Source organism: Mucilaginibacter antarcticus (assembly GCF_042686155.1).
In the GTDB taxonomy this organism is placed as follows: domain Bacteria; phylum Bacteroidota; class Bacteroidia; order Sphingobacteriales; family Sphingobacteriaceae; genus Mucilaginibacter; species Mucilaginibacter antarcticus.
Genome location: NZ_JBHUON010000017.1, coordinates 22,553 through 48,509 on the forward strand (window position 1 = coordinate 22,553; position 25,957 = coordinate 48,509).

General features: G+C 44.2%; 28 protein-coding genes. 17 read left to right on the top strand and 11 right to left on the bottom strand.

Features of this window, described 5'->3' with window-relative positions:
• Nucleotides 1-11: 11 nt before the first annotated feature.
• A complete protein-coding gene (locus tag ACFSYC_RS13735; RefSeq protein WP_377128670.1) occupies nt 12-1,217 on the bottom strand; it encodes a DEAD/DEAH box helicase in 1,206 nt (401 codons plus the stop codon).
• Between the two features lie 219 nt (nt 1,218-1,436).
• Here ACFSYC_RS13735 and ACFSYC_RS13740 point away from each other — a divergent pair, with 219 nt between their 5' ends.
• Nucleotides 1,437-2,384, top strand: a complete 948-nt coding sequence (locus tag ACFSYC_RS13740; RefSeq protein WP_377128672.1) for a hypothetical protein — start codon at nt 1,437-1,439, stop codon at nt 2,382-2,384.
• Nucleotides 2,385-2,421: 37 nt separating this feature from the next.
• Nucleotides 2,422-2,907, top strand: coding sequence for a hypothetical protein (locus ACFSYC_RS13745; RefSeq protein ID WP_377128675.1), 486 nt, complete (start codon nt 2,422-2,424; stop codon nt 2,905-2,907).
• Here the strand turns inward: ACFSYC_RS13745 and ACFSYC_RS13750 are convergent.
• The 3 genes from ACFSYC_RS13750 to pdxA all read right to left on the bottom strand — a co-directional run bounded on the left by ACFSYC_RS13750 (nt 2,888) and on the right by pdxA (nt 6,119).
• On the bottom strand, nt 2,888-4,375 hold the full coding sequence (locus ACFSYC_RS13750) for a sensor histidine kinase (protein WP_377128678.1): 1,488 nt from the start codon (nt 4,373-4,375) through the stop codon (nt 2,888-2,890). The genes ACFSYC_RS13745 and ACFSYC_RS13750 overlap by 20 nt on opposite strands.
• A 139-nt stretch (nt 4,376-4,514) precedes the next feature.
• Entirely contained in the window at nt 4,515-4,943 is a 429-nt protein-coding gene (locus ACFSYC_RS13755) for a CBS domain-containing protein (RefSeq protein WP_377128681.1), read from the bottom strand.
• 123 nt (nt 4,944-5,066) lie between these two features.
• Nucleotides 5,067-6,119 (bottom strand): 4-hydroxythreonine-4-phosphate dehydrogenase PdxA, encoded by a 1,053-nt coding sequence (gene pdxA, locus ACFSYC_RS13760; RefSeq protein ID WP_377128684.1) that lies wholly within the window; start codon nt 6,117-6,119, stop codon nt 5,067-5,069.
• A gap of 156 nt (nt 6,120-6,275) precedes the next feature.
• Between pdxA and rsmA the strand changes: the two genes are divergently transcribed.
• Nucleotides 6,276-7,058, top strand: a complete 783-nt coding sequence (gene rsmA / locus ACFSYC_RS13765; RefSeq protein WP_377128687.1) for a 16S rRNA (adenine(1518)-N(6)/adenine(1519)-N(6))-dimethyltransferase RsmA — start codon at nt 6,276-6,278, stop codon at nt 7,056-7,058.
• Here the strand turns inward: rsmA and ACFSYC_RS13770 are convergent, their stop codons facing one another.
• Complete coding sequence (locus ACFSYC_RS13770) at nt 7,059-8,102, bottom strand: hypothetical protein (RefSeq protein WP_377128690.1); 1,044 nt, start codon at nt 8,100-8,102, stop codon at nt 7,059-7,061.
• Between the two features lie 56 nt (nt 8,103-8,158).
• Between ACFSYC_RS13770 and ACFSYC_RS13775 the strand changes: the two genes are divergently transcribed.
• The 9 genes from ACFSYC_RS13775 (at nt 8,159) to ACFSYC_RS13815 (ending at nt 15,165) form a co-directional block, all read left to right on the top strand.
• Nucleotides 8,159-9,100, top strand: coding sequence for an NAD(P)-dependent oxidoreductase (locus ACFSYC_RS13775; RefSeq protein ID WP_377128693.1), 942 nt, complete (start codon nt 8,159-8,161; stop codon nt 9,098-9,100).
• A 242-nt stretch (nt 9,101-9,342) separates the two neighbouring features.
• A complete protein-coding gene (gene greA / locus ACFSYC_RS13780; protein WP_377128696.1) occupies nt 9,343-9,816 on the top strand; it encodes a transcription elongation factor GreA in 474 nt (157 codons plus the stop codon).
• Between the two features lie 88 nt (nt 9,817-9,904).
• Nucleotides 9,905-10,294 (top strand): HIT family protein, encoded by a 390-nt coding sequence (locus ACFSYC_RS13785; protein ID WP_377128699.1) that lies wholly within the window; start codon nt 9,905-9,907, stop codon nt 10,292-10,294.
• Nucleotides 10,295-10,508: 214 nt separating this feature from the next.
• Nucleotides 10,509-11,147, top strand: coding sequence for an RNA polymerase sigma factor (locus ACFSYC_RS13790; protein ID WP_377128702.1), 639 nt, complete (start codon nt 10,509-10,511; stop codon nt 11,145-11,147).
• Nucleotides 11,144-12,424, top strand: coding sequence for a hypothetical protein (locus ACFSYC_RS13795; RefSeq protein ID WP_377128705.1), 1,281 nt, complete (start codon nt 11,144-11,146; stop codon nt 12,422-12,424). Before ACFSYC_RS13790 ends, ACFSYC_RS13795 begins: the two co-directional genes overlap by 4 nt.
• Nucleotides 12,425-12,426: 2 nt before the next feature.
• Nucleotides 12,427-12,972 carry a YceI family protein gene (locus ACFSYC_RS13800; protein ID WP_377128708.1) on the top strand — a complete coding sequence of 182 codons (546 nt, stop codon included), beginning with the start codon at nt 12,427-12,429 and terminating at the stop codon, nt 12,970-12,972.
• Between the two features lie 93 nt (nt 12,973-13,065).
• Nucleotides 13,066-13,980 (top strand): DUF5777 family beta-barrel protein, encoded by a 915-nt coding sequence (locus tag ACFSYC_RS13805; protein ID WP_377128711.1) that lies wholly within the window; start codon nt 13,066-13,068, stop codon nt 13,978-13,980.
• A 23-nt stretch (nt 13,981-14,003) separates the two neighbouring features.
• Nucleotides 14,004-14,450 carry a QcrA and Rieske domain-containing protein gene (locus ACFSYC_RS13810; RefSeq protein WP_377128713.1) on the top strand — a complete coding sequence of 149 codons (447 nt, stop codon included), beginning with the start codon at nt 14,004-14,006 and terminating at the stop codon, nt 14,448-14,450.
• A gap of 175 nt (nt 14,451-14,625) precedes the next feature.
• Nucleotides 14,626-15,165, top strand: a complete 540-nt coding sequence (locus ACFSYC_RS13815) for a QcrA and Rieske domain-containing protein (RefSeq protein WP_377128716.1) — start codon at nt 14,626-14,628, stop codon at nt 15,163-15,165.
• Nucleotides 15,166-15,278: 113 nt separating this feature from the next.
• Here ACFSYC_RS13815 and ACFSYC_RS13820 read toward each other — a convergent pair whose 3' ends face one another.
• Nucleotides 15,279-15,836, bottom strand: a complete 558-nt coding sequence (locus tag ACFSYC_RS13820; protein WP_377128718.1) for an arylesterase — start codon at nt 15,834-15,836, stop codon at nt 15,279-15,281.
• A 140-nt stretch (nt 15,837-15,976) separates the two neighbouring features.
• On the opposite strand from ACFSYC_RS13820, the gene ACFSYC_RS13825 reads away from it, so the two are divergent.
• From ACFSYC_RS13825 to ACFSYC_RS13845, 5 genes are all read left to right on the top strand, one after another.
• Nucleotides 15,977-16,426 (top strand): KTSC domain-containing protein, encoded by a 450-nt coding sequence (locus ACFSYC_RS13825; RefSeq protein ID WP_377128721.1) that lies wholly within the window; start codon nt 15,977-15,979, stop codon nt 16,424-16,426.
• A 146-nt stretch (nt 16,427-16,572) separates the two neighbouring features.
• On the top strand, nt 16,573-17,103 hold the full coding sequence (locus ACFSYC_RS13830) for an OmpA family protein (protein ID WP_377128723.1): 531 nt from the start codon (nt 16,573-16,575) through the stop codon (nt 17,101-17,103).
• A gap of 138 nt (nt 17,104-17,241) precedes the next feature.
• Entirely contained in the window at nt 17,242-17,715 is a 474-nt protein-coding gene (locus ACFSYC_RS13835) for a ribonuclease H-like YkuK family protein (protein ID WP_377128726.1), read from the top strand.
• A 145-nt stretch (nt 17,716-17,860) separates the two neighbouring features.
• The gene (locus tag ACFSYC_RS13840; RefSeq protein ID WP_377128729.1) at nt 17,861-18,376 is read left to right on the top strand and encodes a TlpA family protein disulfide reductase; all 516 of its coding nucleotides are present in this window, start codon (nt 17,861-17,863) and stop codon (nt 18,374-18,376) included.
• A 36-nt stretch (nt 18,377-18,412) separates the two neighbouring features.
• Nucleotides 18,413-18,886: an SRPBCC family protein gene (locus ACFSYC_RS13845; RefSeq protein WP_377128731.1), complete on the top strand. Its 474-nt coding sequence runs from the start codon at nt 18,413-18,415 to the stop codon at nt 18,884-18,886.
• Nucleotides 18,887-18,983: 97 nt separating this feature from the next.
• Here the strand turns inward: ACFSYC_RS13845 and ACFSYC_RS13850 are convergent, their stop codons facing one another.
• From ACFSYC_RS13850 to ACFSYC_RS13870, 5 genes are read right to left on the bottom strand one after another with little or no spacing between them, the layout of a single operon-like run.
• The gene (locus ACFSYC_RS13850) at nt 18,984-21,122 is read right to left on the bottom strand and encodes a tetratricopeptide repeat protein (protein ID WP_377128734.1); all 2,139 of its coding nucleotides are present in this window, start codon (nt 21,120-21,122) and stop codon (nt 18,984-18,986) included.
• Between the two features lie 26 nt (nt 21,123-21,148).
• The gene (locus ACFSYC_RS13855) at nt 21,149-22,003 is read right to left on the bottom strand and encodes a hypothetical protein (RefSeq protein WP_377128737.1); all 855 of its coding nucleotides are present in this window, start codon (nt 22,001-22,003) and stop codon (nt 21,149-21,151) included.
• 9 nt (nt 22,004-22,012) lie between these two features.
• Nucleotides 22,013-23,353, bottom strand: a complete 1,341-nt coding sequence (locus tag ACFSYC_RS13860; RefSeq protein WP_377128740.1) for an acetylxylan esterase — start codon at nt 23,351-23,353, stop codon at nt 22,013-22,015.
• Nucleotides 23,354-23,369: 16 nt separating this feature from the next.
• Nucleotides 23,370-24,701, bottom strand: coding sequence for an acetylxylan esterase (locus tag ACFSYC_RS13865; protein ID WP_377128743.1), 1,332 nt, complete (start codon nt 24,699-24,701; stop codon nt 23,370-23,372).
• Nucleotides 24,701-25,933: an acyltransferase family protein gene (locus tag ACFSYC_RS13870; protein ID WP_377128746.1), complete on the bottom strand. Its 1,233-nt coding sequence runs from the start codon at nt 25,931-25,933 to the stop codon at nt 24,701-24,703. Before ACFSYC_RS13870 ends, ACFSYC_RS13865 begins: the two co-directional genes overlap by 1 nt.
• Nucleotides 25,934-25,957: the final 24 nt, after the last annotated feature.

Genomic DNA, 25,957 nt, shown 5'->3' on the forward strand with positions numbered 1-25,957 from the left:
TTGTTTATCTATTATTTCTTCCAGACGCGTTTGTTGCCTCTGTTATTTCTGTTCTGATTTGGTTTTGCTTCATGTTTTACTTCGGCAATGCTTAGCAAATGCTCCGGTAAAGGATGTTGCGTAACCTTGCGGTCCATCAACTCCTCTATGGCTTTCAACCTGCGCTCGTCGCGATGATTTACAAAAGTAATAGCTGTACCTGTGGTAGCCGCCCTGGCGGTACGCCCAATGCGGTGAATATAGTCTTCGGCATCGCCGGGTACATCATAATTAATAACCAGATCAATCCCCTCAACATCAATACCGCGCGACAGGGCGTCGGTACCAATAACAATAGGTAACTGCTTGTTTTTAAATTTAAGTAAAATCTCCTCGCGCTCTTTTTGTTCAAGGTCCGAGTGGAATGCTTCGGCATGAAGGCGGATAGCCTTTAGCTCTTTGTATAGCGATTTAACAATTTCCTTGCGCGATGCAAATATAATGGTGCTCAAATAATTACCATCTTTTAGCAAATGCTGAAGCAAAGGCGTTTTTTGCTGATCATGCAAACGGTAAATCTGCTGATCAATACCAACAGCCGGTTGTGATATAGCAATGCTGATCTGCTCGGGGTTATGCAATACTGATTTAGCCAGATTGCGGATACGGCCCGGCATAGTAGCCGAAAAGAGCAAAGTCTGCCTCTCTTTAGGCAAATAGCCAATAATGCGCATTATATCATCGCTGAAACCCATATCCAACATCCTGTCGGCTTCGTCAAGGATAAGGTGATTGATCTTATTAAGCTTTAAAACGCCCGATTGAAGGTGGGCCATGAGCCTGCCCGGGGTAGCTATAATAATGTTAACGTTATTTTGAATCCCACGGCGTTGCTGCTCGTAAATATGGCCGTCGCCACCGCCAAAAATGGCTATGGAGCTAATGCCGGTAAAGTACGCTAAACCTTCTACCTGCTGGTCTATCTGCTGTGCCAGCTCGCGCGTTGGCGTTAGTATTAGCGTGCTGGTATGGCTTTTTTCTGTACGGCCGATTTTTTCTAATATCGGCAATAAAAAAGCTGCTGTTTTACCTGTGCCGGTTTGGGCGCAGGCTATCAGATCTTTATCCGCTAAAATAAGCGGGATGGCCATGCCTTGTATGGGTGTCGGGGTGGTGTACCCCATGCTGGTAACACCCTCGGTTAACTCGGGGTTGAAATTGAAATCCTGAAAAGTCACTGTATCTATTTGTATGGGGACAAGATAAGTAAAATTGTTGTTTTTAGCTAAACGCGTATACGCAGGTTACATTGCGTGTTCCAGGCAATATTATCCATAGTTGTTGAATCCCAAACCCGTGGCTGTACATCCTGGCGGGAATAACCAATTCTTGAATGTTTCAAACCAATCTACCATGTCGGTTGTACCCTAATATATATCTGGTTTTATAGCTTATTCATGTATAAAAAACTTATCGCCCTTGCTGTTTTCTGCGGATGCTTTACTATAGCCAACAGTCAAACTAATGAAGTGGCTAAAACACAAAAATATCTTATCAATAAGGCCTTCAACGATATTTACACACAAAACTTAAAGCCGGCTACGTTTGGTAACGAATATGGCGGCCCAACGCGCACGCTATTAGCCTCAGACCTGATTGCAAATTTTGTTATTGTAAACACGCCTAAGCTGCCGTTTTATGTTGTTGCTACGCCCGAGATTAGCATACGATTACTTTCAGAGCAAGGCTCGCCTGTTAAAACGCCGAGCTATATGCCCGGTTTGATTGTATATTTTAGCGTAAATACCGACGCTTACAAGTCGCGGTTCTTTTCCATAGCTTATAATCATCACTCCAACGGCGTTGAAGGGCCTACGTTTAATGCCAACGGCACCCTCAACATTGATAGTGGTAAATTTACCACTAACTTTTATACCCTGATGTTTCATATGGGGAAGCGCACTGATAAGGACAAGGTGATTATTAACAGCTACCTATCTGCAGGCACCGAACTACATGCCGGACTGGTTGGCAAGGGCCATGCCGCGGGCCTTGACGGACGATATGGCTGGGTAAGATTAAAAGGCCGCTGGCTATACAGCCTGGCTAAAAAATACAACAACAGCATAAACCCCGATAAAAAAGACTATTGCGATTGGATGCGCCTTCAATTTGACTTGCAATACATTGCTGACAAATACGATAGCTACGCTTTTGGCGATGTTAAAAAGCGACTGAACGCTGGCTTGCGGTACTACTATCAGTTGCCCTTTATGCAAAACACAGCGATAATGGCCGGTGGCGGCTACCGCGGCCAGGATGAGTATAACATTCGCTACCAGGATAGTTACGCATATTTTACTTTCGGTATTGCAGCGGGCTTATCTTTCGGTGCCCGCAGATGACTGGGATCGGCACAAATATTGCCTTGCTATAATACCTATGAACAAATTAGCCAAAATAACCATATCAGGGGCTGCCGGCACTATGGTAATGACCGGCGGCAGCGAATTGATGTCGCTTATATTTAAAGAAAATTTTAGCGAACCTGATCATTTAGAAACCATGATAAGCCGGGTTGCACCGCACCTGTCAAAGCAAGCTAAAAAAATTGCCGGTTGGGGGGCGCACTTTGCTATGGGTTTTGTCTTTGCAACTATTTTTGTAGAGTTATGGGAAGAGGAAAAGATAAAGCATAACTTCAAAAACGCCTTGATAATGGGCGCAATAGCTGGCATTTTTGGTGCCTTGATCTGGAAAGGCACTTTCAAGGCTCATCCACTTCCACCCTGGATTAAGTATGGCCAATTTTATTTGCAACGCATACCTGCGCATATCATATTTACTATAGGCGCCACACTGGCTTATAAGCTTTTGGTTGATAAAAATTTGATTGGCGAGGAAAGGTCTAACTCAGGGGCAGCGTAAACCAGAATGTGCTACCCTCGCCTAGTTTACTATCAGCGCCAATTTCGCCGCCATGGCGTTTAATGATCTCAGAACTAATGTATAAACCAAGCCCCAAACCTGCGTAATGTTCTGTACTTAGGTCGCTGCGATAGAAGCGGCCAAATAGCTGCGGCAGCTCGCTTTTTGCTATCCCCGGCCCATGGTCTGTTACTGACACACGCGCCTCATGGCCGTCGCTACTAACTGTCAAAATGATCAATGGCGAAGCGGAAGCATACTTAATAGCGTTGTTCAAAAAGTTTACAACCACTTGCTCAATGCGATGCTCGTCTGCAAGCACCTCGATATCAGTATCGCCACTTATAGTTATCTCAAAATTGTCTAACGAGCGTACGTGTGCACAGCAGTCGTTAAGCAGTTCACTAAATTTAAAACGGGTTTTGCTTAACTGCATACGGCCCTCTTTAATGCTGCCTACGTTTAGAAGATCCTCTACCAACCGGTTTATTTTGCTCGCGCTGCGGTTAGCCTGGCTAATCATCTTCAGCATTAACTCCTGTCGCCGATTATCTTTCATCCTGTCAAGTAACTGCACGGCAGCAGACAGCGAGGTAATAGGTGTCTTTAATTCGTGACTTGCAATGCTAATGAAATCGTCTTTGCGTTGCTGTATTTCCTGGTGGGCAATTACTTGTTTGGTAACTTCCACCGCACAATCCATCACGCCAACTACTACACCATTTTCTACCAGCAGAGTATAAGAGAAATTGAAATAGCTTTTTTCGTCGACACCATCACGCTTTAATAGTATCTCTACTTCTACACCGTATTGCGATACGCCTGTTTGATAAACTTGCTTCAACATCTCGTAAGCAGGCTGACCTAACAGCTCGGGGAAAACCTCATGCAGGTACGATCCTAATATTTCGGGCTTTTTACCCAATACCTCAAGCATAAACGGATTCACTGCGTCTATCTTCAGGTTCTCGCCCCTAAAAACAATAATAGCAACCGGCGATTGATCTATTATGGCACGGTATCTATGTTCACTCTCTTGAGCAAACATTTGCAACTGACGCGCGTTGGCCTGGCTGGTTGCCAGATCGGCACGTGATTGTACGGTTTTAGAAACATCAGTAGCAGTATGTAAAATGCATTTGGTTGAGCCATCTTCATTTTTTACTGCCTGGTACATAAAATCAAAATAGCGGGTTTGCTTTTCGCCGTTGATCATAAGTTCGGTAGGCGTTTCAGTTCCCTGTACTGTTTTACCTGTTTGCCAAACTCCTTTTAACATATCAATGAAAGGTTGGCCTTTAAATACAGGCACAGCATCCGCTAAGGGCATACCAATAATCTCAGGCCCTTTTGACCAGAAACTCAGCATCGCGTTATTGGCAAAATTTATAGTTATATCATCGCCAGTGTAGACTGCTGTAGCGTCCTTTGATAAGGTTAAGATCTTTAAAAGCTCGTCAGGGGCCATTGCCAAAATTTGTTATTAATAAACATTTTTCTGACGTAAATGGTTTGACATTTTTACGACTAAATGTCAAGCATTGTATTGCACGTATTTATCAACAAACTAATTGACCAAAACCCTTATCAAAGCTTAAATAAACGCTTTATGATTGGATGTAATTTTGAAGTTGCTCAATAGTAGCCTCGTGCGATAAGATAGTCTCCGTCACCACATCGCTCATAGACACTATGCCTGCCAGCTTATTATAGCTAAACACAGGCAGGTATCGTAGTTTGCTTTCTGTCATAATAAGCATACAAGTATCGATAGAGTTATCGGGCAACACTCTTGGCTGTTCCGTGCCCATGATCTCGCCGGCGGTGGTATGGTCTGACGAGCGGCCGGCCAGGATAACTTTACGGGCATAATCGCGCTCGGTGAGGATACCGGCATATTCGCCATGCTGGGTTACTACTACAGAGCCTATGTTCTTTTCGGCCATTAACCTTAAAGCGTCTAAAACCAATGTAGCAGCATCAATTGATGTAACATTACTGCCCTTACGGGCAAGTATATCCGAAACTTTTCTCATAACAAACGGCGGGGTTGGGTGAAATAATAGGTTATTATCAAATGTAACCATCCCAAAACTAAAAAAAGACCTCACTATGAAGCCTTTATATTAACATTTGTGAATAATGAGTGTGGATAATGCTTAATCCCTGTCGCGTTGCAACTTAGTAAACTGCAATGGATTTTCGTTAAGCTCGGCACCTTCTATACGGTGTTTCGCAATGTGCAGCGCGGTAAATATCGCTTCGCGGAAAGAGATTTCTGATGCCATATTTTTGCCCGCAATATCAAACGCGGTACCATGATCCGGCGATGTGCGCACAAATTTCAAACCCGCCGTAAAGTTAACACCCGATTCAAAAGCTATCTGCTTAAACGGTATCAAACCCTGGTCGTGGTACATGGCCAACACGGCGTCAAACTGCATATAAGTCGCGTTAGCAAAAAAGCCATCGGCGGCATAAGGGCCAAAAGCCAATATGTCGTTAGCACGCGCCTCTTCAATAGCCGGGATAATAATATTTTGCTCTTCATCGCCAATTAAACCATTATCGCTGGCATGGGGGTTAAGGCCCAACACGGCTATTTTTGGTCTGCGTATCCAGAAATCCTCGCGCAGGCTGGTATTCATTAGCTTAATTTTAGCCAATATTTTTTCGGTGCTGATATTCTCAGAAACCTTACTAACCGGAATGTGGCCCGTAACCACGCCTACCTTCAAACTATCGCTAACCAAAAACATTAATGAGTCGGCCGCGCCTGCGCGGTCCTGCAAATACTCGGTATGGCCCGGAAAATTGAAGTTTTCGCTTTGTATAGTGTCCTTGTTAATGGGGGCAGTAACCAGCGCGTCAATATCGCCGTTAACCAAATCAGCAGTGGCGCGTTCTAAAGATGCGAAAGCAAATTTGCCCACCTCTTTATTGGCAATCCCGGGTTCTATTTTCACGTCTTCGTCCCAGCAATTAATCATATTGGCCTGCATTGCCTGGGCTTGCGACGGGTGATCTATTACATTAAAATTAAGTTCGCCAACCTCAGTAATACGGCGGTAAAACGACGCTACTTTGGTGTGGCCATAAACAATGGGCGTGCAGTATTTAAATATCATACTGTCGGCAAGGGTTTTAATAATGATCTCTAACCCTATGCCGTTAACGTCGCCTATGCTGATACCTATTTTGAGTTTATTCATTGTTTTATAATGATTTTACCGACGGGTTTATGATTTCATCGATACCTGGCTTTTAGCTTTGATCTTTGCAGTTTTATCTTAGCTGAAAAAGATTTTAGATAAAGCGTTCCTGATTAAAGCACAAATATGACTTAATTTGCTCAATATTTGACAATAATGACATTAGTAAGGGCAAAAAAACATTTAGGGCAACACTTTCTGACAGACAAGAATATCGCCGCCAAGATAGTGGACGCCCTGCGCCCCGAAGATAGATTTACCCAAGTGCTTGAGGTTGGCCCCGGCATGGGTATATTGTCTGATATACTGCTTGAACGCCAGGGTTATGAGGTTTCGTTAATTGATATCGACACCGAATCGTACGAGTTCCTGAAGAAAAAATACCCCCATCTGGGCGACCGCCTAATCAATGCCGATTTTTTAGCAATGGATTTTGCTGCACGCTTTACCGGTCCACTGGGCATTATAGGTAACTTTCCATATAACATTTCATCGCAAATACTTTTTAAAGTGTTAGATAATCGGCATCAGGTAGTTGAGGTTGTGGGCATGTTTCAAAAAGAAGTTGCCGAGCGCTGCGCCGCTAAAGCAGGTAGTAAAGAGTACGGTATCCTCAGTGTTTTTTTACAAGCTTACTATACGGTAGAATATCTCTTTACTGTAAAAGCAGGTGTTTTTAACCCACCGCCAAAAGTGCTATCGGCAGTGATACGCCTTACCCGCAATAAAATGGCGCAACTGGATTGCGACGAGAAGCTTTTTTGGCAGGTAGTTAAAGCCGGCTTTAATCAACGCCGTAAAACTTTGCGCAACGCCCTATCGGCAGTAATTCCCAAAGATAAAATGGCTGCAGATGAGCCGTTGTTAGAGCTGCGGGCCGAACGTTTAACTGTGGCTGATTTTGTGAAGATCACCAGGCAGGTGGCTGCAAACCGATAGTTAGTTGATAGTTACCATAGCATTTGGCGTAGTAGCGATATAATAACCTACCACTTTTCCGGCCTCATCCTCAACCCGCCACAAATCGCCCGAAAAGGTTTTTTGCACATATTTGTTGTAAGCGGTTATAGCGCCATAAGGGTTGGCCTTGCCTAAATTATCCACCCAAAACAGTTTTAGTTTTTTTGCGGTGTTATTAGTAAACATTAAGGTAGATCTAAACCTGGGCACGACCGGATTAGCATTTGCAGACACCGGCTTCATGATAGCTACATCAATCTTTGAGGCTTTAAGTTTACCCGTATAAATGGCATCAAGTATCGCGTAACCTTCCGGATCGTATGCTTTAAGGCCGGCGGCCCCTGTTGCGGGCAGTTTGGTGCCACGCAGATATTCGCCATGGGCGCCAAAATACCACATAGATAGCTCGGCCCAATATTCGCCTACATTACTTATAGCATAAGCGCCCGGCCATAAGCCCTTTTTAACCGCGCTTTGATACTGCTTTTCTATCTTGCCACGCAGGTTATCATCCAAACCAAAATACATAATGTTATGGGCAAACTCGTGCATGCAAATATCTGATCCGCCTGCATAACGGTCGCCCGGCAGATTAAGCAGGTTTTCTTCACCGCATGAGGTGTAGATGCCGCCCAGGCCCCGTGTGCGGGCATCTATATCGGTAGTTTGTCCGTTATCTACATAAGAAATCCCTTTCATTCCGCGAAACTCAGGCAGGTCTGATGTCTGTTGATTTTTGCCGATGATATGTAGCTCGGCACCCCATTGGCTCAAGTTATGCCGCGCCTCGGGGATATTAGCCAGCATACGGTTTATCTTTTGAGCAGCAACCTGCAGCGCGCGGTCATCAACAATGGCTGATGATCTGATAGCAATGCCTCCGCAGTCAAGAGACTTAGCGTAAAAGCCAAATAAAGGCGGGCTGATTTTGGTAACTGGTTTTAAGGGTTGGGCGTTGACGTGTATTGATATACCAGCTGCGGCGAGAAATAATGCTATTGTCTTTTTAAAGGATACACCCATTATTATCAAAAGTAGTTAATCTTTCGTTATGTATATTTGAGTTTTTTATGCGATAAATGAACAACAAAATCCTCATTGCCGACGATATACACCCTATTTTTATAGAACGCGCTGAAGCTCTTGGCTACAAATGCGATTACCAGCCCACCATCAAAATTGATGAAGCCCTCCAGATCATTGGCGGCTACGCAGGTATTGTCATCCGTTCAAAATTCAATATTGATAAACAGGTAATGGACGCGGCCAGCAGTTTGCGCTTTGTATGCCGTGCCGGTGCCGGTATGGATAATATCGACGTAACGTATGCCGCAGAGAAAAACATCAAACTCATCAACGCGTCCGAAGGCAATATGGATGCCGTTGGCGAACACGCGGTGGGGATGTTGCTATCGCTAATGAATAATTTCAACACCGCTGATGCACAGATCCGCAACGGCGAATGGAAACGCGAGGCTAACCGTGGTTTTGAGCTTAAAGGTAAAACGGTGGGAATAATTGGCTATGGCTTTATGGGCAAAAGCTTTGCTAAAAAGCTGTCGGGTTTTGAGGTTGAAGTTATGGCCTACGATAAGTATAAAACGGGTTTTAGCGACCGCTATGCGCGCGAAGTTAGCATGGAAGAGATTGTAAAACACAGCGATGTGCTGAGCATACACGTACCCCTTACCAAAGAAACCAGCGGCATGATAAATGATGATCTGCTGTTTCATTTTAAAAAACCGATATTTTTTATCAATACGTCGCGCGGTAAAGTGGCTAAGGTGAGCGCGATACTAAATGGTATTAAAGACGGTAAAATTAGAGGTGCCGCACTTGATGTGCTTGAAGTTGAGAAATTTCCGGCCCTGGCTGAGCAAGCCTGGTTTGCAGATCTAAAACAGTCGGGCAAAGTATTGCTAACCCCTCATGTAGCCGGCTGGACGTTTGATTCATACAGAAAAATTAGCGAAGTGATGGTAGATAAGCTGAAGACACTTGGCGCTGCCGAAATGACTTAATTAAGGTAGAGCATTGCCTGGCAATCCATCATTTATGGCCGTTTTTGTTGCACATACAACAAAAATTTGCTTTTTAAAACCTAAATGGCTTATCTTCGTTTAACATAAAAGCAAGACTATACGGGTATGCCCTTATAGTCTTGTTTGTTTTTTAAAGCCATTGCGTCCTTTCTTTATAAGGGAGGGCGGTTTTTTTTGGCAACATTTAGACAGATAAAAAGAAATTAAAATATAAGTGAGTTATGGCTGATGTAGCATACTTTACCAAAGAAGGTTTAGAAAACTTAAAACAAGAATTACAGGAGTTAAAAACTACCGGTAGATCAAGGATCTCGAACGCGATAGCAGAAGCCCGCGACAAAGGTGATTTGTCTGAGAACGCTGAGTATGATGCCGCTAAAGAGGCACAGGGCTTGCACGAAGCTAAGATTTCGCAGATGCAGGAAGTGTTAGCTAACGCGCGTTTGTTAGATGAGTCAAAAATTGATGCTTCAAAAGTATTAGCCTTGTCTATCGTAAAAATCAAAAACGTTAAAAGCGGTGCCACCATGACCTACCAATTGGTAGCCGAAACAGAAGCCGATATGAAATCGGGAAAAATATCTGTAGCGTCGCCAATAGCTAAAGGCCTGTTAGGTAAAAAAGTAGGCGAGATTGCCGAAATTACTGTGCCTGCCGGTACCATGGAGTTTGAAGTATTAGAGGTTACCCGTTAGAAAAATGAGCGAGTTTTGAACGAGTGCCTGGCGCTTGTTTGAAACTGACTCTTTCGTTTATCCACTCACTCATTCAATTAGTTGCTAAATGTCAATTTTCTCAAAGATCATAGCGGGAGATATCCCAAGTTATAAAGTTGCCGAAAGCGATGAGTTCCTGGCTTTTTTGGATATCAACCCATTGGTAGAAGGCCATTTATTGGTAGTGCCAAAAAAGGAAGTTGATAAACTTTTCGACCTGGACGACGCTACCTACGCAGGCCTGATGATATTTGCTAAAATAGTAGCGACTGCTATGGAGAAAGCGTTGCCTTGTAAACGCATTGGCGTTACTGTTATCGGCTTGGAAGTACCCCATGCGCATGTGCATTTGATCCCTCTAAATGGCGTGCATGATATGGATTTCAGCCATCCTAAATTACAATTTACGCCCGGAGAGTTTGAGGCTACTGTCGAAAAAATCAAAGCTCATTTGTAATCGCACCGAGCGGCGAGGCGCTTAGTCCTGCAATCTTCTTATTCTCTTTCCCGTACAATTTCCTGTGATTCACGCGCCTACACGCTCAATTTAATTGATTGTGTACCAGCTATTTTTAACTAAATTTAAACACGCGGGCAACCTTTAAAGCCAATTCCCCGTGATGTGTATAGTTAAGGCACTGATCACCTAAGCAAATTGATATCCCCCATATATGGGCGAAAAAGAGTTACATCAACTGATAAACGGCTGTGTAAAACAGGACAGGAAAAGCCAAAAAATGCTTTATAAGGCTTTCTATGGATTCTCTATGGCTATCTGTTTGCGCTATGCAACCGACAGAGATGAGGCGGCATCAGTGGTTAACCAGGGCTTTTTTAAAGCGTTTACCCGTATTGATACCTATGACGCAACCAGGCCTTTTAAAGCCTGGCTAGGTAAAATAATGACCAATATTTCTATTGATCACTACAGGGCTAACTTAAAAATGGCTTACACGGAAGATCTTGAGCATGCCGAACACGTTTATGATGCCAGTGTAGCTACCGATAACAACTTAAACTATGCAGACCTGCTGGCTATGGTGCAGCGCTTACCAAAAGGATATCGTACTGTATTTAACCTGTATGCTATTGACGGCTACACGCACGAGCAGATTGGGACAATGCTAAATATCAATATCGGCACATCAAAATCAAACCTGTTTAAGGCCAGGCAAAAGTTAAAGCAAATGATTGAAGATGCTGATACAGCAGGAAATTACACAGGCGGAGCAAATTTTACACCAGTAGTAGCTATTAATGCGGCTACGGTAACACCGGTGTTTTTTAGTAATAAAGGTATTAGGGAATGAAAAAGGAAAAGGGCATAGACGACATCTTTAAGCATAGCCTGCAAGACCCGGTGAACGAGCCGGAATTTGCAGCGCATGACTGGGATGCGTTTGAAAATATGCTTGACAATAAAGCCGCCACCGGCGGCAGGGTGCTTTGGTTACGCTACTTAAGTGCCGCAGCCGCAGTTATCATCATTGCTTTTTGTTGGTGGATGTTTAAGCCAACCGCTACGGAAATACAGCAAAGTGTGGTTAAGAATAAGAAAGAAAATCAGTCGCCTGTTATTGACACATTAGGCGGGGCGCAGCCCCAGATAGCAATTAAACAGCCGGTAAACAACGGTGCTAGTACAAACGATAACACAAGCCAAAACAAGCGGAATAACAATAACACAACAGACAATCAAGCTGTTAACGTTGCCAAAGCTGCTAATAGCAACAATAGCGGCCGAGTTGACCGCGATGGTTTACTCCGAGAAAAGCCTACAGCTATCATTGCTTCTAAACAGCCGCAGGCGGATGATTTTAGTACCGGCGATATGATTATTGCTGCGCAACCAGTTATAGTAATTGCAGGGCCAGCTCAACCGACTTCGATGGATGTTGCTCTAATAAAGACAGACACAAAATCAGGCATTAGGTCGTTAACCGCAAATACAGTTGCTGACGTGAGGAAAGCCAATCCATCAGCATTACGCCCTCAATTTGCGCTGAGCATATTGGCATCGCCCGAAGTAAATGGCATAGGCTCCTTAAGATCGGGCAGCCGGGGGACTAATGTAGGTATGATGTTTACCGTAGGGATTAAGAAGTTTACGCTAAGCACGGGCGCTAATTATACCGTGAAGCCGTACTCGGTGCCCTACAGCCAATACCCAAGCAGCTACAGCTACAAAAATACCCCGGAAACGGTAACTGCAGACTGCCGTATGCTGGACATCCCTATCAACCTGGGTTACCAGGTGTACAACAGATCCGGCAACAAAATCACTTTGGGTACCGGTGTATCATCCTACATCATGATGCACGAAACTTACACCTATGACTACGCCGCCGGCGCCAAAGTGTACGGCCCATCGTACTATGCGGTACAGGGTAAAAGCAAATATCCTTTCAGCATCATGAACGTGCAGGCCACTTACGAGCGGCAAATAAACTCGAAAGTTGGTTTAAGCTTACAACCTTACTACAAGATCCCGCTGTCTGCAATAGGTTACAGCCAGGTTAGGGTACAAACCTTTGGGGTGGCGGTTGGCTTAAACTGGAACATAAATCAGTTAACAAAACCTAAGTAAACATGAAACATATCGGTATACTATTACTTGCCTGGTTAAGCTCCTTAAACCTGGCAGGGCAGACTCTCTTTGCCTCAAAAAAAGCGCAGGTTAGCCTTTTTTCGAGTGCTCCTATTGAGGATATTTCGGCCGCAACATCCTCAGGCAATGTAATTTACAATGCCGCCACCGGCGAACTGATGTTTAGCGTGCCTATCAATACATTCAAGTTCCCCAAGTCGCTTATGCAGGAGCATTTTAACAGTGATTACCTGGAAAGCGACAAGTACCCCCGTGCTACTTTTAAGGGCGAAATTCAAGGCAAACCCGACTTAACCAAGGACGGCACCTACCCTATAACCGTAGCAGGCGAGTTGGATGTACATAACGTAAAGCAGCCCCGCACCATACCCGGCACCCTGACAGTAAGCAACGGCGTGGTAACTATGTCTTCGGAGTTTATGGTGAGGTGTGTCGATCATAAGATTGACATCCCCCGGCTGGTTTTTAAAAACATTGCCGAGCGCATTAAAGTAACCGTTTTTGCCAGTATTTCAGTAGTAAAATAGTAGTAAATGGCAATCAAAACCGCACTAAAAGACCACCAAAACACCACTAAAATCCCAGTAAAAAACCACTAAAAAACGACAACATATCACAACATGAAAAAAAGCATCGCATTGTTAGCCTTTTTGACCGCGACAGTGGCGGTTAAGGCACAGACCAAATCGGCAGCCGATTCTTTGATGGCTACCATGAGCGCCGGCGACAAACCCGTCCCGGTGGCCATATTTAAGTCAACCCGGTTGGTGTTGGGTAAAACTACCGAGATGATCAAAAAGAACGAGCTCAACTTTCAGATCATCCATCGGTTTGGCGACATTGCCGGCACCAACGGAGGCGGATCAACCGCGTTTGGCATAGACCGTGTAAACGACGTTTTCTTTGGGTTTGAATATGGCCTGAGCGACCGGGTAAATGTTAATCTTGGCCGCAGCACGGTGGGCCAGTTGGTGCAATTGGAGCTTAAATGGGCCGCCATCCAACAAACCAGCGATGATGCTAGTCCGCTGGCTGTTACTTTGGTTGGCGGCGCTGGGGCCAAGCCTTATCAAACAGCAACCTTCCCTACCTTTAGCAGCAGGCTGTCGTACATAGCGCAGGCTTTAATTGCGCGTAAGTTCTCGCAAAGCTTATCTATACAGATAGCGCCAACGTATGTGCGCAATAACACCCCGTTCCCATTGTTCGTCGGCAACGAGCAGGCCTTTTTCGCTTTGCAGGCATCGGCACGGATAAAGGTTAGCAAACGAGCCGGGATAATTCTTGATTACGCGCACCCGTTCTCCAATTTCCGCACCACGGCTAATGGATTTGAAGATCCTATAGGCATTGGCTATGAGATAGAAACCGGCGGGCACGTGTTTACAGTCAATGTCACCAACACAAACGCTATATCAGAAATGAATATGCTCAGCAACAACCAGTACCGGTTTTCAAAAGGGCAATACCGACTTGGCTTCACCATTTCAAGGATGTTTGACTTTAATCACAAGACAAAAAAGACTAAGGAGTAATAATCACCAAAAACTAAAAGATCATGGAAAGAAACGAGTTTTTATCGGCATTGGGCATAGGCGCTTTGGGCGTATGTATGGGTAGCTGCTTATCGGCATGTAGTAAAAGTGATAGTGGGGCGCCATCAAGCGGGAATAACACAAACAATCCGCCACCGCCTGCCGGCACCACATTTACCGCTGACCTGGGTAGTAGTTTAACCAATATTGGAGACACCAAAGTTAGCAACGGTATTATACTGGCGCGGGTAGCAGCGGGTAATACAGCAAGTTCATTTACCGCTGTACAGGTAGCCTGCACGCACGAGGGGACCAGCATCAATTACAACAATGGGCAGGGCGTGTTTATTTGCCCGCTGCATGGCAGCATATTCAGTAAAACAGGCGCAGTAGTGCAGGGGCCTGCTTCTACGGCACTAAAGCAATACGCTATCAGCATAACCGGCAGTACGCTTACGGTTACTGTTTAGCAAAACGCAAATACTATAGGGAATAGTGCGCCGCAGGCACACAGCAAATAACGAACGTCTACAAAAACTGTGTGGCTGCGGCATTATCTCCTAATCTATCCACCAATTTCAAAACGGTTTGAGGTTAATACGTAAACAACAAATCAACACACATCTCAAATAAAACCAGGAAATTATGGAACGCGACGAATTTTTATCAAAACTAGGCATAGGCGCCCTTACTATCTGTGTGGGTAGTTGCCTTGCAGCATGCGGCAAAAGCGGCGGAGACCCCGCCCCTACAGACAACCCGCCAATCACGAATAATCCGCCACCAGGCAACCCACTGCCGGTTAATCCACCACCAAGCAATCCACCGCCGAGTAATCCTCCACCGAGCAATTCACCGCCGACCAACCCACCGCCCGCCAACGCGCTTTATACGGCAGATCTAAATTCGGCACTTAAAAACATTGGAGACTCCGGCGTTAGCAACGGTGTAATTGTAGCTCGCATAGCAGCCGGCAATGCGGCCAGCTCCTTTATTGCAGTACAGGTAGCCTGCACCCACGAAGGGGGCACGCTGGCTTATAACAGTAATCAGGGCCTGTTTATTTGCCCGCTGCATGGCAGCATATTTAGCAAAACAGGTTCTGTTGTACAAGGCCCTGCAGCTACCGCTTTAAAACAATATAATATAAGCGTAACAGATAGTACGTTGTCAGTTACCGCATAATAGCAAATACCATGTCATTACGGAAGCGTAAAGCCAGCCAATGCAATTAAAGCCCGGCTTTAAAAACGATAAATTTGGCAATAAGCCTGTTACGCCCGTAATGACATACTTATTTAAAGCAACCGCTCAATAACCGGCCATACGTTATCGGCTATAACTTTATAGCCTTCGGCGGATGGGTGCATACCGTCGCGCAGGTTAAGGTGGCGCTGCCCGGCCACGCCTTCTAAAAAGAAAGGCACCAGGGCTATGCTATTATCGGCCGCCAGGGCGCTAAAAATATGGCTAAACTCGGCTATCTGCCTGCCGGGGATAAACTCTGGCAGTTGCATCCCCATTAAAGCAATTTTTACTTCTGGATATTTGGCGCGTACTTTATTAATAATAAGTTGCAGGTTTTGTTTAATGGTAGCAGGCGTTACACCCCGTATGGCATCATTAATACCCAGTTCAAGTATAAATATATCCACGGGCTGGCTCAGCCAATAATCAAGCCGGGCCAGGCCACCGCGGGTAGTATCGCCACTAACACCGGCATTTATAACTTTATAATTTAACCCGGCAGCGTTTATTTTTTGTTGTATCAACCCCGGGAAGGCTTGGTTAGTTACATCTGTCAGCCCGTATCCAGCCGTCAGGCTATCGCCAAAAAATAATATATTCTTCATCATCCATTAATAACAAATACCGTCTCTTTGTTTATTAGTTAATATGGTTTCCGTAGCAAAAAAAGAATCGTACCTTTGCGCCATTATTTTTTTGGGCGACGGTATAAGCTTTCTGCTTCAATTACAATAAATTAAAATACACAATGAAAAAAATTATTGACTACAGAAGGCTTTTGGGCGTTACAGAAACTGCCGAATTACAAGAACTTAAGTCGGTTTACCGCGGGCTAATGAAAACCTGGCACCCGGATAAATTTCAGGAGAGCGAAGAAAGCAAACTGGCTGCCGAAGAGAAAAGCAAAACCATTATTGAAGCCTACCACTTTTTGGTAAGCATAGCGCCCGAGACACGCGAGCAAACGCTTGCCGACTATGTTACCACTACAACCACCGCTGCCATAACAGATTTTGAGTTTAAGCAACAGGTGCTTAAAGTTGAATTTTCTGACGGTAACGCCTACGAATATTTTGACGTTCCCAAGGCCGTTTATGTAAAACTGGTTAATGCCGATTCTCCGGGCAGGTTTGCACGCAGGCATATTTATAATGAGTTTTTGTACAGAAGCTTAAGCAGGCTAACTGCTACAGTATAGTTGTTTTTTGAGTAAGATATTGAGGTTAGGATTGGGCGCAAAACGCGCCCGATTGTTTATATGTTAGAAACTAATGGTGTGTAATATTTACAATAAGCCATTATTATTGCCGTTTAAAAAGCATATAAAACATACTAATCACAATCATGAAATTTTTAAGATCCCTTTATTTTTCTGCTTCACTGCTATCAGCAGTTGTTTTGTTTGATGCCTGTAAGGCTAAGAAAATAGCGGCGGCTGCTACGCCAGAGCCTGTTGCCGAAACGCCTGCGCCAAAACCAGCTCCTGCACCAACTCCGGCCCCTGCACCAGCCCCGACTGCACCTCCCGTTGTTACAAAACCCGACTATAATTTTGCTAACATACAGTTTGAGTTTAACTCGGGCATATTAAAAACGGCATCGTACCCTATCATGGATAAAGCTGCTGCCGAAATGAAAAAAGACGCTTCTGTAAAGTTTGTGCTAAACGGCAACTCATCTGCCGAAGGTACCGACGAGCACAATATGGCGCTTTCTGTTGAACGCGCTACTGCTGTAAAAGCATACCTGGTAAACTCGGGCGTTAGCGGCGACAACTTGGAGGTTAAAGGCTATGGCGACAAAAAACCGGTTGCCGATAACACCAATGAAGCCGGCCGTGTACGTAACCGCCGCGTAGAGATTAAAAAATTATAGCACACACGTTAATTTTGTGTTAACCTGTTGACATATAGCGCAATGTTAACAAATAAATGATATTTAGGTTAGGTTTTAATAGTTGGTTATATGCTATCTTTAGATATGTATTAAACGGACTACTAAAACCCAATCTTTATGACATGGAGAAAGTTCAGCGGAGACATTATTCAACTACCCATAATTGACGAAGTAGAAAAAGCTATTGAGCGCGAAACCCTGCTGGGTAACAAGCTTAAAGTCTGCATCGGTACCGACTCGCAGGTAAAAGGCACTATCACTGATTTTGCAACCGTCATTGTTTTTCTGCGCGAGGGTAGGGGCGGTTTCATGTACATCCATCAGGAAAAATCATTGCAAAAAATGAGCATCAAGGAGCGTATGCTCACCGAGGTGCAAAAGTCCATCGACATATCATACCGCCTGTGCGACTTGCTTGATCTGTATGATGTTGACCTGGAAGTGCATGCCGACATTAATACCAACCCTATGTTTAAATCAAACCAGGCCCTGCACGAGGCTATGGGCTACATTTTAGGTATGGGCTTTGTATTTAAAGCCAAGCCCGAAGCCTTTGCAAGCTCGTGCTGCGCCAATAAGATGGTACAGTAGTTAACCATCAAACCCTGTTTCGTCATTGCGAGCGTGGAAACAGTACACTGTAAGATCTGCGCTCTTCCAAGGAAATTGCTTCATCCCAAGTATGATGATCATAACGATAGTTGGATTACTGCGTACCTCTGCTTAACTTTAAGGGATGAAAAAAGGCTTACTTACCACATTATTCTTAGCAGCTAGATTATTTGCCATTGCCCAGGCTCCGGCTGACCCGGACTTGCTGGTCAAAGTAGGGGATAAGGCCCTTAACTTTAGTTTTTACATAGATAAAACCAAGCAAACCAGTCTAGATAAATACAAAGGCAAAATTGTGATGATCAACTTTTTTGCCACCTGGTGCGGTCCCTGCCGTACTGAATTACCGCGCGTGCAAGCCGAGATATGGGACAAGTATAAAGACAACCCCAAATTTGCGCTTTTAATTTTTGGCCGCGATGAGGATTGGGATAAAGTGGAGCCCTTTAAGTTGCAAAACAAATACACGTTTGCCATGCTGCCCGACAAGGGCAAAAAAATTTACAGCCTTTACGCCAAACAGATGATACCCCGCAATTTTATTTTGGATGAGCAGGGTAAGATTCTATACCAGTCCATGGGTTACAGCGAGCGCGAGTTTAACGATATGGCGGCGCTGATAGCTGCTAAGTTAAAATAGCACTTTTACTGGCTGAATTTTTGTACTTGTTTTGGTGTGAAAACATACCGCCTTGAATTTGAGCATAAACTGCCCATCCCCCTTGCCGAAACCTGGGATTTCTTTACATCACCTTTAAATCTGGCTAAAATAACACCACCGCAAATGGGCTTTGAGGTAACATCGCCTTACGATGCTAATAGCAAGGTTTACGAGGGTATGATCATCACCTACAAAATCACCCCGCTGTTTGGTATTAAAATGGATTGGATGACCGAGATAACCCACGTAAAAGAGCACCAGTATTTTATAGACGAGCAACGCTTTGGCCCCTATGCCCTTTGGCACCACGAGCATCATTTCGAAGAGATAAAAGGTGGAGTTAATATGAAGGATATCCTTTACTACGCCATACCCTACGGCGCAATTGGCAAGTTGGCTAATAGCATTTTAGTGGCTAATGAAGTAAACAAGATCTTCACACATCGCGAACAAGCAATCAATGAAATGTTTGGGGTTTATAAGGGATAAATACCTTCCCCATCGTTCACGGTATTATTGTTAGTCGCCCACCCGCTCCTACATTACTGCTTATTGAATAATAACCAAGAGATGTGGGGTAATATTACTATTTACAATATGTCGCCAACGATTCTTTTGCTTCTCTTGACCCCATAGCGGCGGCGGCCGTAAAATCTGTGCAGGCGCCTGCTTTGTCGTTGTTCATCAATATTTTTACTGTTCCGCGTTTAAAGAAACTCAACGGGGCCTTAGGGTTAAGCGCAATAGCCTGATTGTAATTCTTTAAAGCGGCATTATAGTTTTTCAGGTTGATCTCGGCATCGCCCCAAAGGTTGTAAATGTCCTCGTTTTTAGGCTCAAGCATCAGGGCATAGTTAAAATCATCAACCATACGCTCGGCATCGGGGATGAAGCTTTTGGCGTAAGCACGGGCCGCAAAAGCTTTTACGTTATCCAGATTGATAAATAAAGTACTATTATAATCGTCTACAGCGCCTTCATAGTCCTTTAGGGCCATTTTTACGCTTGCCCGTACAAAATACGCCTCATCGTCATTTTCGCGCTTCTTAATGGCTGTATTAAGGTCTTTTAGCGCGCCTTCATAATCTTTCAACTTTATTTTACCGCTACCGCGATTTTGGTAGGCTTCTACCAACCCAGTATCAATTTTTAGCGCTGCATTGTAATCAACCATTGCATCAAGCACATTACCAAGGTTCTCTTTGGCGGCGCCGCGTTGCACTAAAAAATTAGCGTTTTGCGGCTCCTTCTTAACCAAGCCATCAAACATGGCTAAAGACTCTGCGTAAAATTTACCTTTAATCATAGACTGGCCAAGCCTTACATACATACTGGTATCTTTCGAGTTACTTTCGCCAACGCGCTTAAAGTCGTTTAAAGCACCGGGGCGGTCGCCATTTCTTAAACGGGCGTTACCACGCTTTAAAAAGTTATCGGGGTTGCCTGGGTTAAGCTCCACCGCCGTATTATAATCAGCCAAAGCAGCGCTAAAGTTTTTCTGCATCGCTTTGATATCCCCGCGAATGGCGTACGGGTAATCGTTACGCTGGTTTAGCGCTATAGCCTTATTCAGATCAGCAATAGCTGCCAAGGTATCGTTCATTTTTAGATGGATGTTACCGCGGGTAACGTAAGCAAAACTGTTGTTCTCATCTAATTCAATAGCATGATCTACATCGTCCATAGCATCTGCATACAGCTTCATGCTAAACTTAGCATCACCACGATTTTGAAAAACGTCAGAGTTGTCCCCGTCCAGCTCTATCGACTTATCAAAGTCTTCAATTGCGCCTACTTTGTCGTTCAGATTAACTTTAACCAAACCGCTGTACTGGTAAAGCGCCGCGTTTTTTGGGTCGCCTTTTATCAGCTCAGAAAAATAAGCAAGTGCGGCTTTATTATCTCCGTTATTAGCCAAAGCGTTTGCCAGGTATTTATATACGTTGGCCTTTTTAGGCTCAAGCGCAATGGTGGTTTTATAATCGGCGATGGCCAGTGGATATTCTTTTAAATTGGCATAAGCGTTACCACGATAAAACACAGCGTCAGTATTTTTACGGTTAAGGCCAATGGCGCGGGTATAGTCTGCAATGGCGGCCCTGTAATCGCCCATATTGCCCTTGGAGTTTGCGCGATAAAATATCAGGTCGGCATTTCCGGGGTCGAGCTTAGCAGCCAGATCGTAATCGGCAATAGCGCCTTTGTTATCGTTTATATTAGCTTTTGCCACACCCCGATACATAAACAGCGCCGGGTTTTTAGGGTTAAAGGCGATGGCTCTGGTAAAATCTTCAATAGCACCGGCGTAATCTTTCATGTTAGATTTAGCATTGGCGCGATATTGGAACAATTCGGCATTTTTGGGTTCAAAGGTTAGCGCCTTAGTGTAATCAGCAACCGCATCGGCATACGCACCGTTACCGTTATTTGCGTTACCGCGATAGTAGTAGGAAAACATGTTATTTGCCGATGGATCAATAGATATCGACTTGCTAAAATCGGCAATGGCCAACTTGTAATCGCTTAAGTTTGCATAGGCATTGGCGCGGTAGAAATAGATTTTTGCATTGCCCGGCGCAAGCGCTATAGCCTTGGTATATGCAGCTATGGCGCCTTTGTTATCCTTAACGCCGGCTTTGGTATTGCCCTGCTGTATAAATGTTTCTGCATCTTGTGCTAAACAAAAAACCGGCAGAAATAGAAAAAGGATAAATAGTTTGCGCATGGTATAAACTTAAATGTCTGTATTATTTAAAATGGCTTAATAATTATTGAAGCCGACCCACTGGTGCCGTTACCGGTATTGCGGCCATTTATAAACGTACCAGCCGTAACAAACATGGCCATCTTACGATTAAACGAATAGCCGTAACTTACCGAGACCTGGTTGAAAGCAAAGTTTTTGTTGGCCGCCACCCGGGTAGGATCATATCCGCTGCTTAGGCTACTGGTTGAGTAAAAACCACCTAACGATGCTGATAGCTGCTGTTTAAAGCGCCTGTCCAACGTTAACCCTCCGGTAACGGTGTACCTGTCTTGTAGCGGGCCGCTGTTGCCAAAATATTGGCGCACACCGTTTTCAAGTGTGAAGTAGTAGTTTTTACCAAACACCTTACCGCTGCCTGCAAACGCTGCCTTGATTTCTGCACCCTGCTGGCCGTAACCCAAGTTTACATTGCTACTGTACATTGGGGTGATAAATGTTCCTTGAACCGTGAAATAGTAGATATAATCAATATTGGCTACGTAATAACGCAGGCCCACTTCCAAATCTGTAAAGCCAGCGGTTTCGCTGGCATAACCTGTGTTATCTTTATAACTGTTGTTTACAAAGGGCAGCATAGCAACAGCGGTAAAACGCTTGCTGATACCATACTCTGAATAGAGAGAATAGCTGATAGACTGAAACCTGCCGCCATTTGCAAAAGGCGTTTGCCTGCGCAATGAGTCCCACCCCTTATTGGCAAAAAAGTAATTTACAGACGGCGACAGCAGCAAACTACCCGGACGCACCGGGAAACCACCTGCATAGCTTTTACTGCAAGCAGTAATCACAAAAACCATGGCTATTAAAAGGTATTTTAAACGTATTGCTGTAAGTTTCATATCCTATAGTTAAAATAATGCAAAAGCGTCGCGCATCCAGCGGCCCTCTAAATTTTTGTAAGCCTGGCTAATTTCGTGGCCAAGGTCTTTAAATATCATCATGCGTTTCTCGCCTTTCAAGTTGTTAAAGGCTCCAAACTCCGCAGTCGGCGGGGCAAAGGGATCAAGTAAACCTATACCCATAATGGTTGAGCAGGTAATGTTACCGGCAAAGTTTTTAGCATCATAATAATCAAGGTTAGCTAACACCTTGTTAAGCGTAAGGCCCGGTTGTGTGCCAATGTATTTGGTGATACTGCTCATGGGCCAGTCAACTGCGCCAGGCAAGCCTCGTATGTCGCAAAATATTGGATTTTGGGCAGAGCAAAGCTTAACGCGCTTGTCAAGGCTTGCGGTCGCGATAGAAAGGTATCCGCCCATGCTACCGCCCGATACCAGGATTTGATCATGCCTGAGTTCAGGCCTTGAAAATATAAAGTCGACAGCACGCAGGCAGTCGGCAATTACGCCGCGCATAACGTACTTATTTTTGTTTTCGATGTGATGAAATATAAACTCATCTCGGCGGGTATTTACCGGCCCGCGACTATTACCCTGGCCGCGCACATTAAGGGTCAGGATCGCCAGATCATTATCGACACCCATCAGCGGGTCAAGGTTTACCTGGTAGCCCGGTAAACCCAGTAGTACAGAATATTTACGGTTAGGGTTTTTGTTGATGGGTACAGTCATCCACCCTCGTATGGTCATATCCCCTAACGATTGCATTTCAAACAGGTAAACGTGGCGGTTGTCCCGGTCAAGCTTGGGCATCGCGGTTACTTTAAACTTTGGCTTAACTTTGGCCAGCTCGATTTTTACGTTATCCCAAAAAGCATCAAAGTCTGCCGGTTTAGCGTACTTTGATACTATTTTTTCGGGCTGAATGCCAAAAACACGGCGTGTTGTATCGTCATATTCGGTAACATTTACCATAAAGTTAACCTTGTAAAAGCCAACGCCCTGGCCGGGTACCTCAAAGTTATATTTACCGGCGCTATGCTTATCTATTTTTACGGCTACAGAGTCCTTGTGCAGCAACTTGCCGTAATCGTCCATCACAATGTATGATACTTTACCCTCCTGCACGGTATTAGTAGGGTTTTTTACCTCAAAGGTGTACCGGGCGTTTTTGGCAAACACGGCATCTTTATTAGCGGGGGTAAGTATGGTTTCAATCTCGCCTTCGGCCGCGCCATCGCCTTTGTCGTGATCCTGGGCCATAGCAGTACCAGCCATGAGGTGGATACAGGCTATAACTATATAAATCAGTTTTGTCGGATGTCTTAAATCTTTTAGCGTAAATCTCATTTTACTTTATCTTTAGCTAATAAAATAACCCAAACTGGTCATGCATCCATGCGGTTTCAAGCTGTATATATAAAGGGCTCACGTCATGACCATAATCTTTAAATACCATTATTTTCTTGTTTGTCGTCATGGCATTAAATACAGTATAATCGTTTGTTGGTGCAACAAAAGTATCTAACAAACCAATGCTCATTATAAATCTACATTTTATGTTTGGCGCGAAGTTTTTAACATCAAAATAATCAAAGTTATCTAACACTTTATCCAGTGTTAATCCCGGCTGTGTTTTAAGGTATAAATTGATGGATGTTATGGGGAAAGTCACCCTTTTAACCAGGCTGCGTATATCAGCAAATATCGGGCTTTGAGCAGAGCATAAATTTACCCTTTTATCCAGGCTTGCTGTGGCTATGGCTAAAAAGCCGCCCATACTACCCCCTTTTACAAAAATATTATCGTGTTTTAACTCCGGCCTGGTAAAAACAAAGTCTATAGCACGTAGACAATCCATAACAACCCCACGCATTACATATTTATTTTTATCGTCAATATGATGAACCACAAACTCGTCATGGCGGGTGCTAATAGCATCGCGACTGTTTCCCTGTCCACGTACATTCAAAGTCAAGAATGCCAGATCAGGGTCGCCAACAGTCATAATTGGCGAGAGTGGTACCTGGTAACCCGGCAAGCCAACCACAATTGCAAATTTTTTATTTGGATTTTTTGTAACCGGCTCTGTTAGCCATCCCCTTATAGTTACATTACCAAGGCTCTGCATTTGCACTAAATAAACGTTACAGATGGGTGTAGACAAACCCGGCATCAGCGTGCATTGAAATGCGGGCTCTACATCGGCCAGCTCTGCCTTTGCTTTTCGCCAAAACTCATCAAAATCAGCAGGTTTTTTGTGGTTAGACACCAGTTTCTCAGGCTGAATGCCAAACACTTTGTGCAGCGTATCGTCATACTCAGAAACGTTGATCATAAAGTTGACCCTGTAAAAGCCGGGGCCATGTCCTTTAATGTCAAAATTAAACTTGGCTACGCTTTTAGCAGCGATGTTAACCTGAACCGAGTCACCCGGATATTTTTCGCCGTCCTGGCCAATTATGGCGTATGATATTTTGCCTTGCTGGGGTGTGGCAGTGCCGTTTTTAACCTCAAAAACATACTTGGCCGTGTTTTCAAAAATAGCGTCTTTTGTTAGCGCATTGGCAGATACTACTATCTCGTCCTCATTGCTTGCGACTTCGCCCTCCGCATGTTCTTGCGCCCACACGCATTGCGTAGCCAACAACAACGCCAAAGTATACATCCATCTTAACAATCCTTTCTGTATGCTCATTATTTTATTTGCGCCGAGCTATTCTCGGGGTTGCGGGGTTTGTTCTTGATCAAAAAATTTGACTTGCGTATGTAATGATTAAGCGGCTCTTCTATCGTTTTAAACAGCAATACCGATATCGCGTTTAGCAAAATAAAAGCATACAATAAATTAAGTTTATCATTCTCAAACACCGACGGCCAATCTTTACCCCACTTATCATACAACTCAAAGCTGTACTCGTTTAGCCAATCCCAGCTTTGGTGCATCAGGGTGTACATCCAACCCAAATGGATAAGATAAAAAATATAGGAGCTTTTGCCCAGCAGCTCAACAAACGGCAGGGCAAGCACTTTTTTCATCACCGTATTTTCGGTTAGTATCCCGTAAAAAAACAAGGCCACTGCTACACATAAAAAGTAATTGTTAATAATAATACCCGCAGGGCTTTGCACACCAGCCGCCCAGCCTTTAGGCACGGGCTGATAAGCCATAGCCAACACACACAGCATAATTAGCAAAAAGCCCAGATAAGTATAAACTACTTTATTAGTGCGCTCAAAACCTTTGTTTAGTATGATACGGGCAAGCTGCACGCCTACAAAAAACTCAAAGCAGCGGCCAAAAAAGGTAAACAGCATTACAAACGGTAAATTACCGAAAAAGCCATACCAGTTTACCCGGCTAAATATGAGCACCATGCCAATAGCAAAGGCCGTTAATATGGCCGGCTGTATGTAAAACTTATTGTATTTTTTGGCGATAAGGAATATCAGCGGAGCAGAGAAATAAAAGCACTCTTCTACTGTTAAGCTCCAACCCTGCGCTATACCAGTGTCCCAAAACTGGTAAAAGAACCCGCGAATGAATGTAATATTCATTGCAAGCAAGGCTATGGGGTTTTCAAAACCCTTGGTTATACTTTGATCTTTGGTAATAAAGTAATAGGCAAAGGCGCAGAGGGTAAGTATAGCGTACATGGGGTAAATACGCGCTACCCGGTTTTTAAGATACTGCTTAAACCAATCGGTTGTTAAATGAAAATTACCATAGTACCGATAAGTGATTAAAAAACCTGATAGTACAAAGAAAATAGATACCCCAATATGGAACTCGCCAAGAAAACGTTGCACAATATGAGGAAAAGTATCATCAAACACATAGTAATAGTGCGAGATAAAAACCAGGTACGCCGCCAGTGCACGCACGCCCGTTAAGGCCGGAATGTAGTTTTGTACAGGTTTATTAGCCAAAGGTTGGTTGTTTTAGATTTTCCC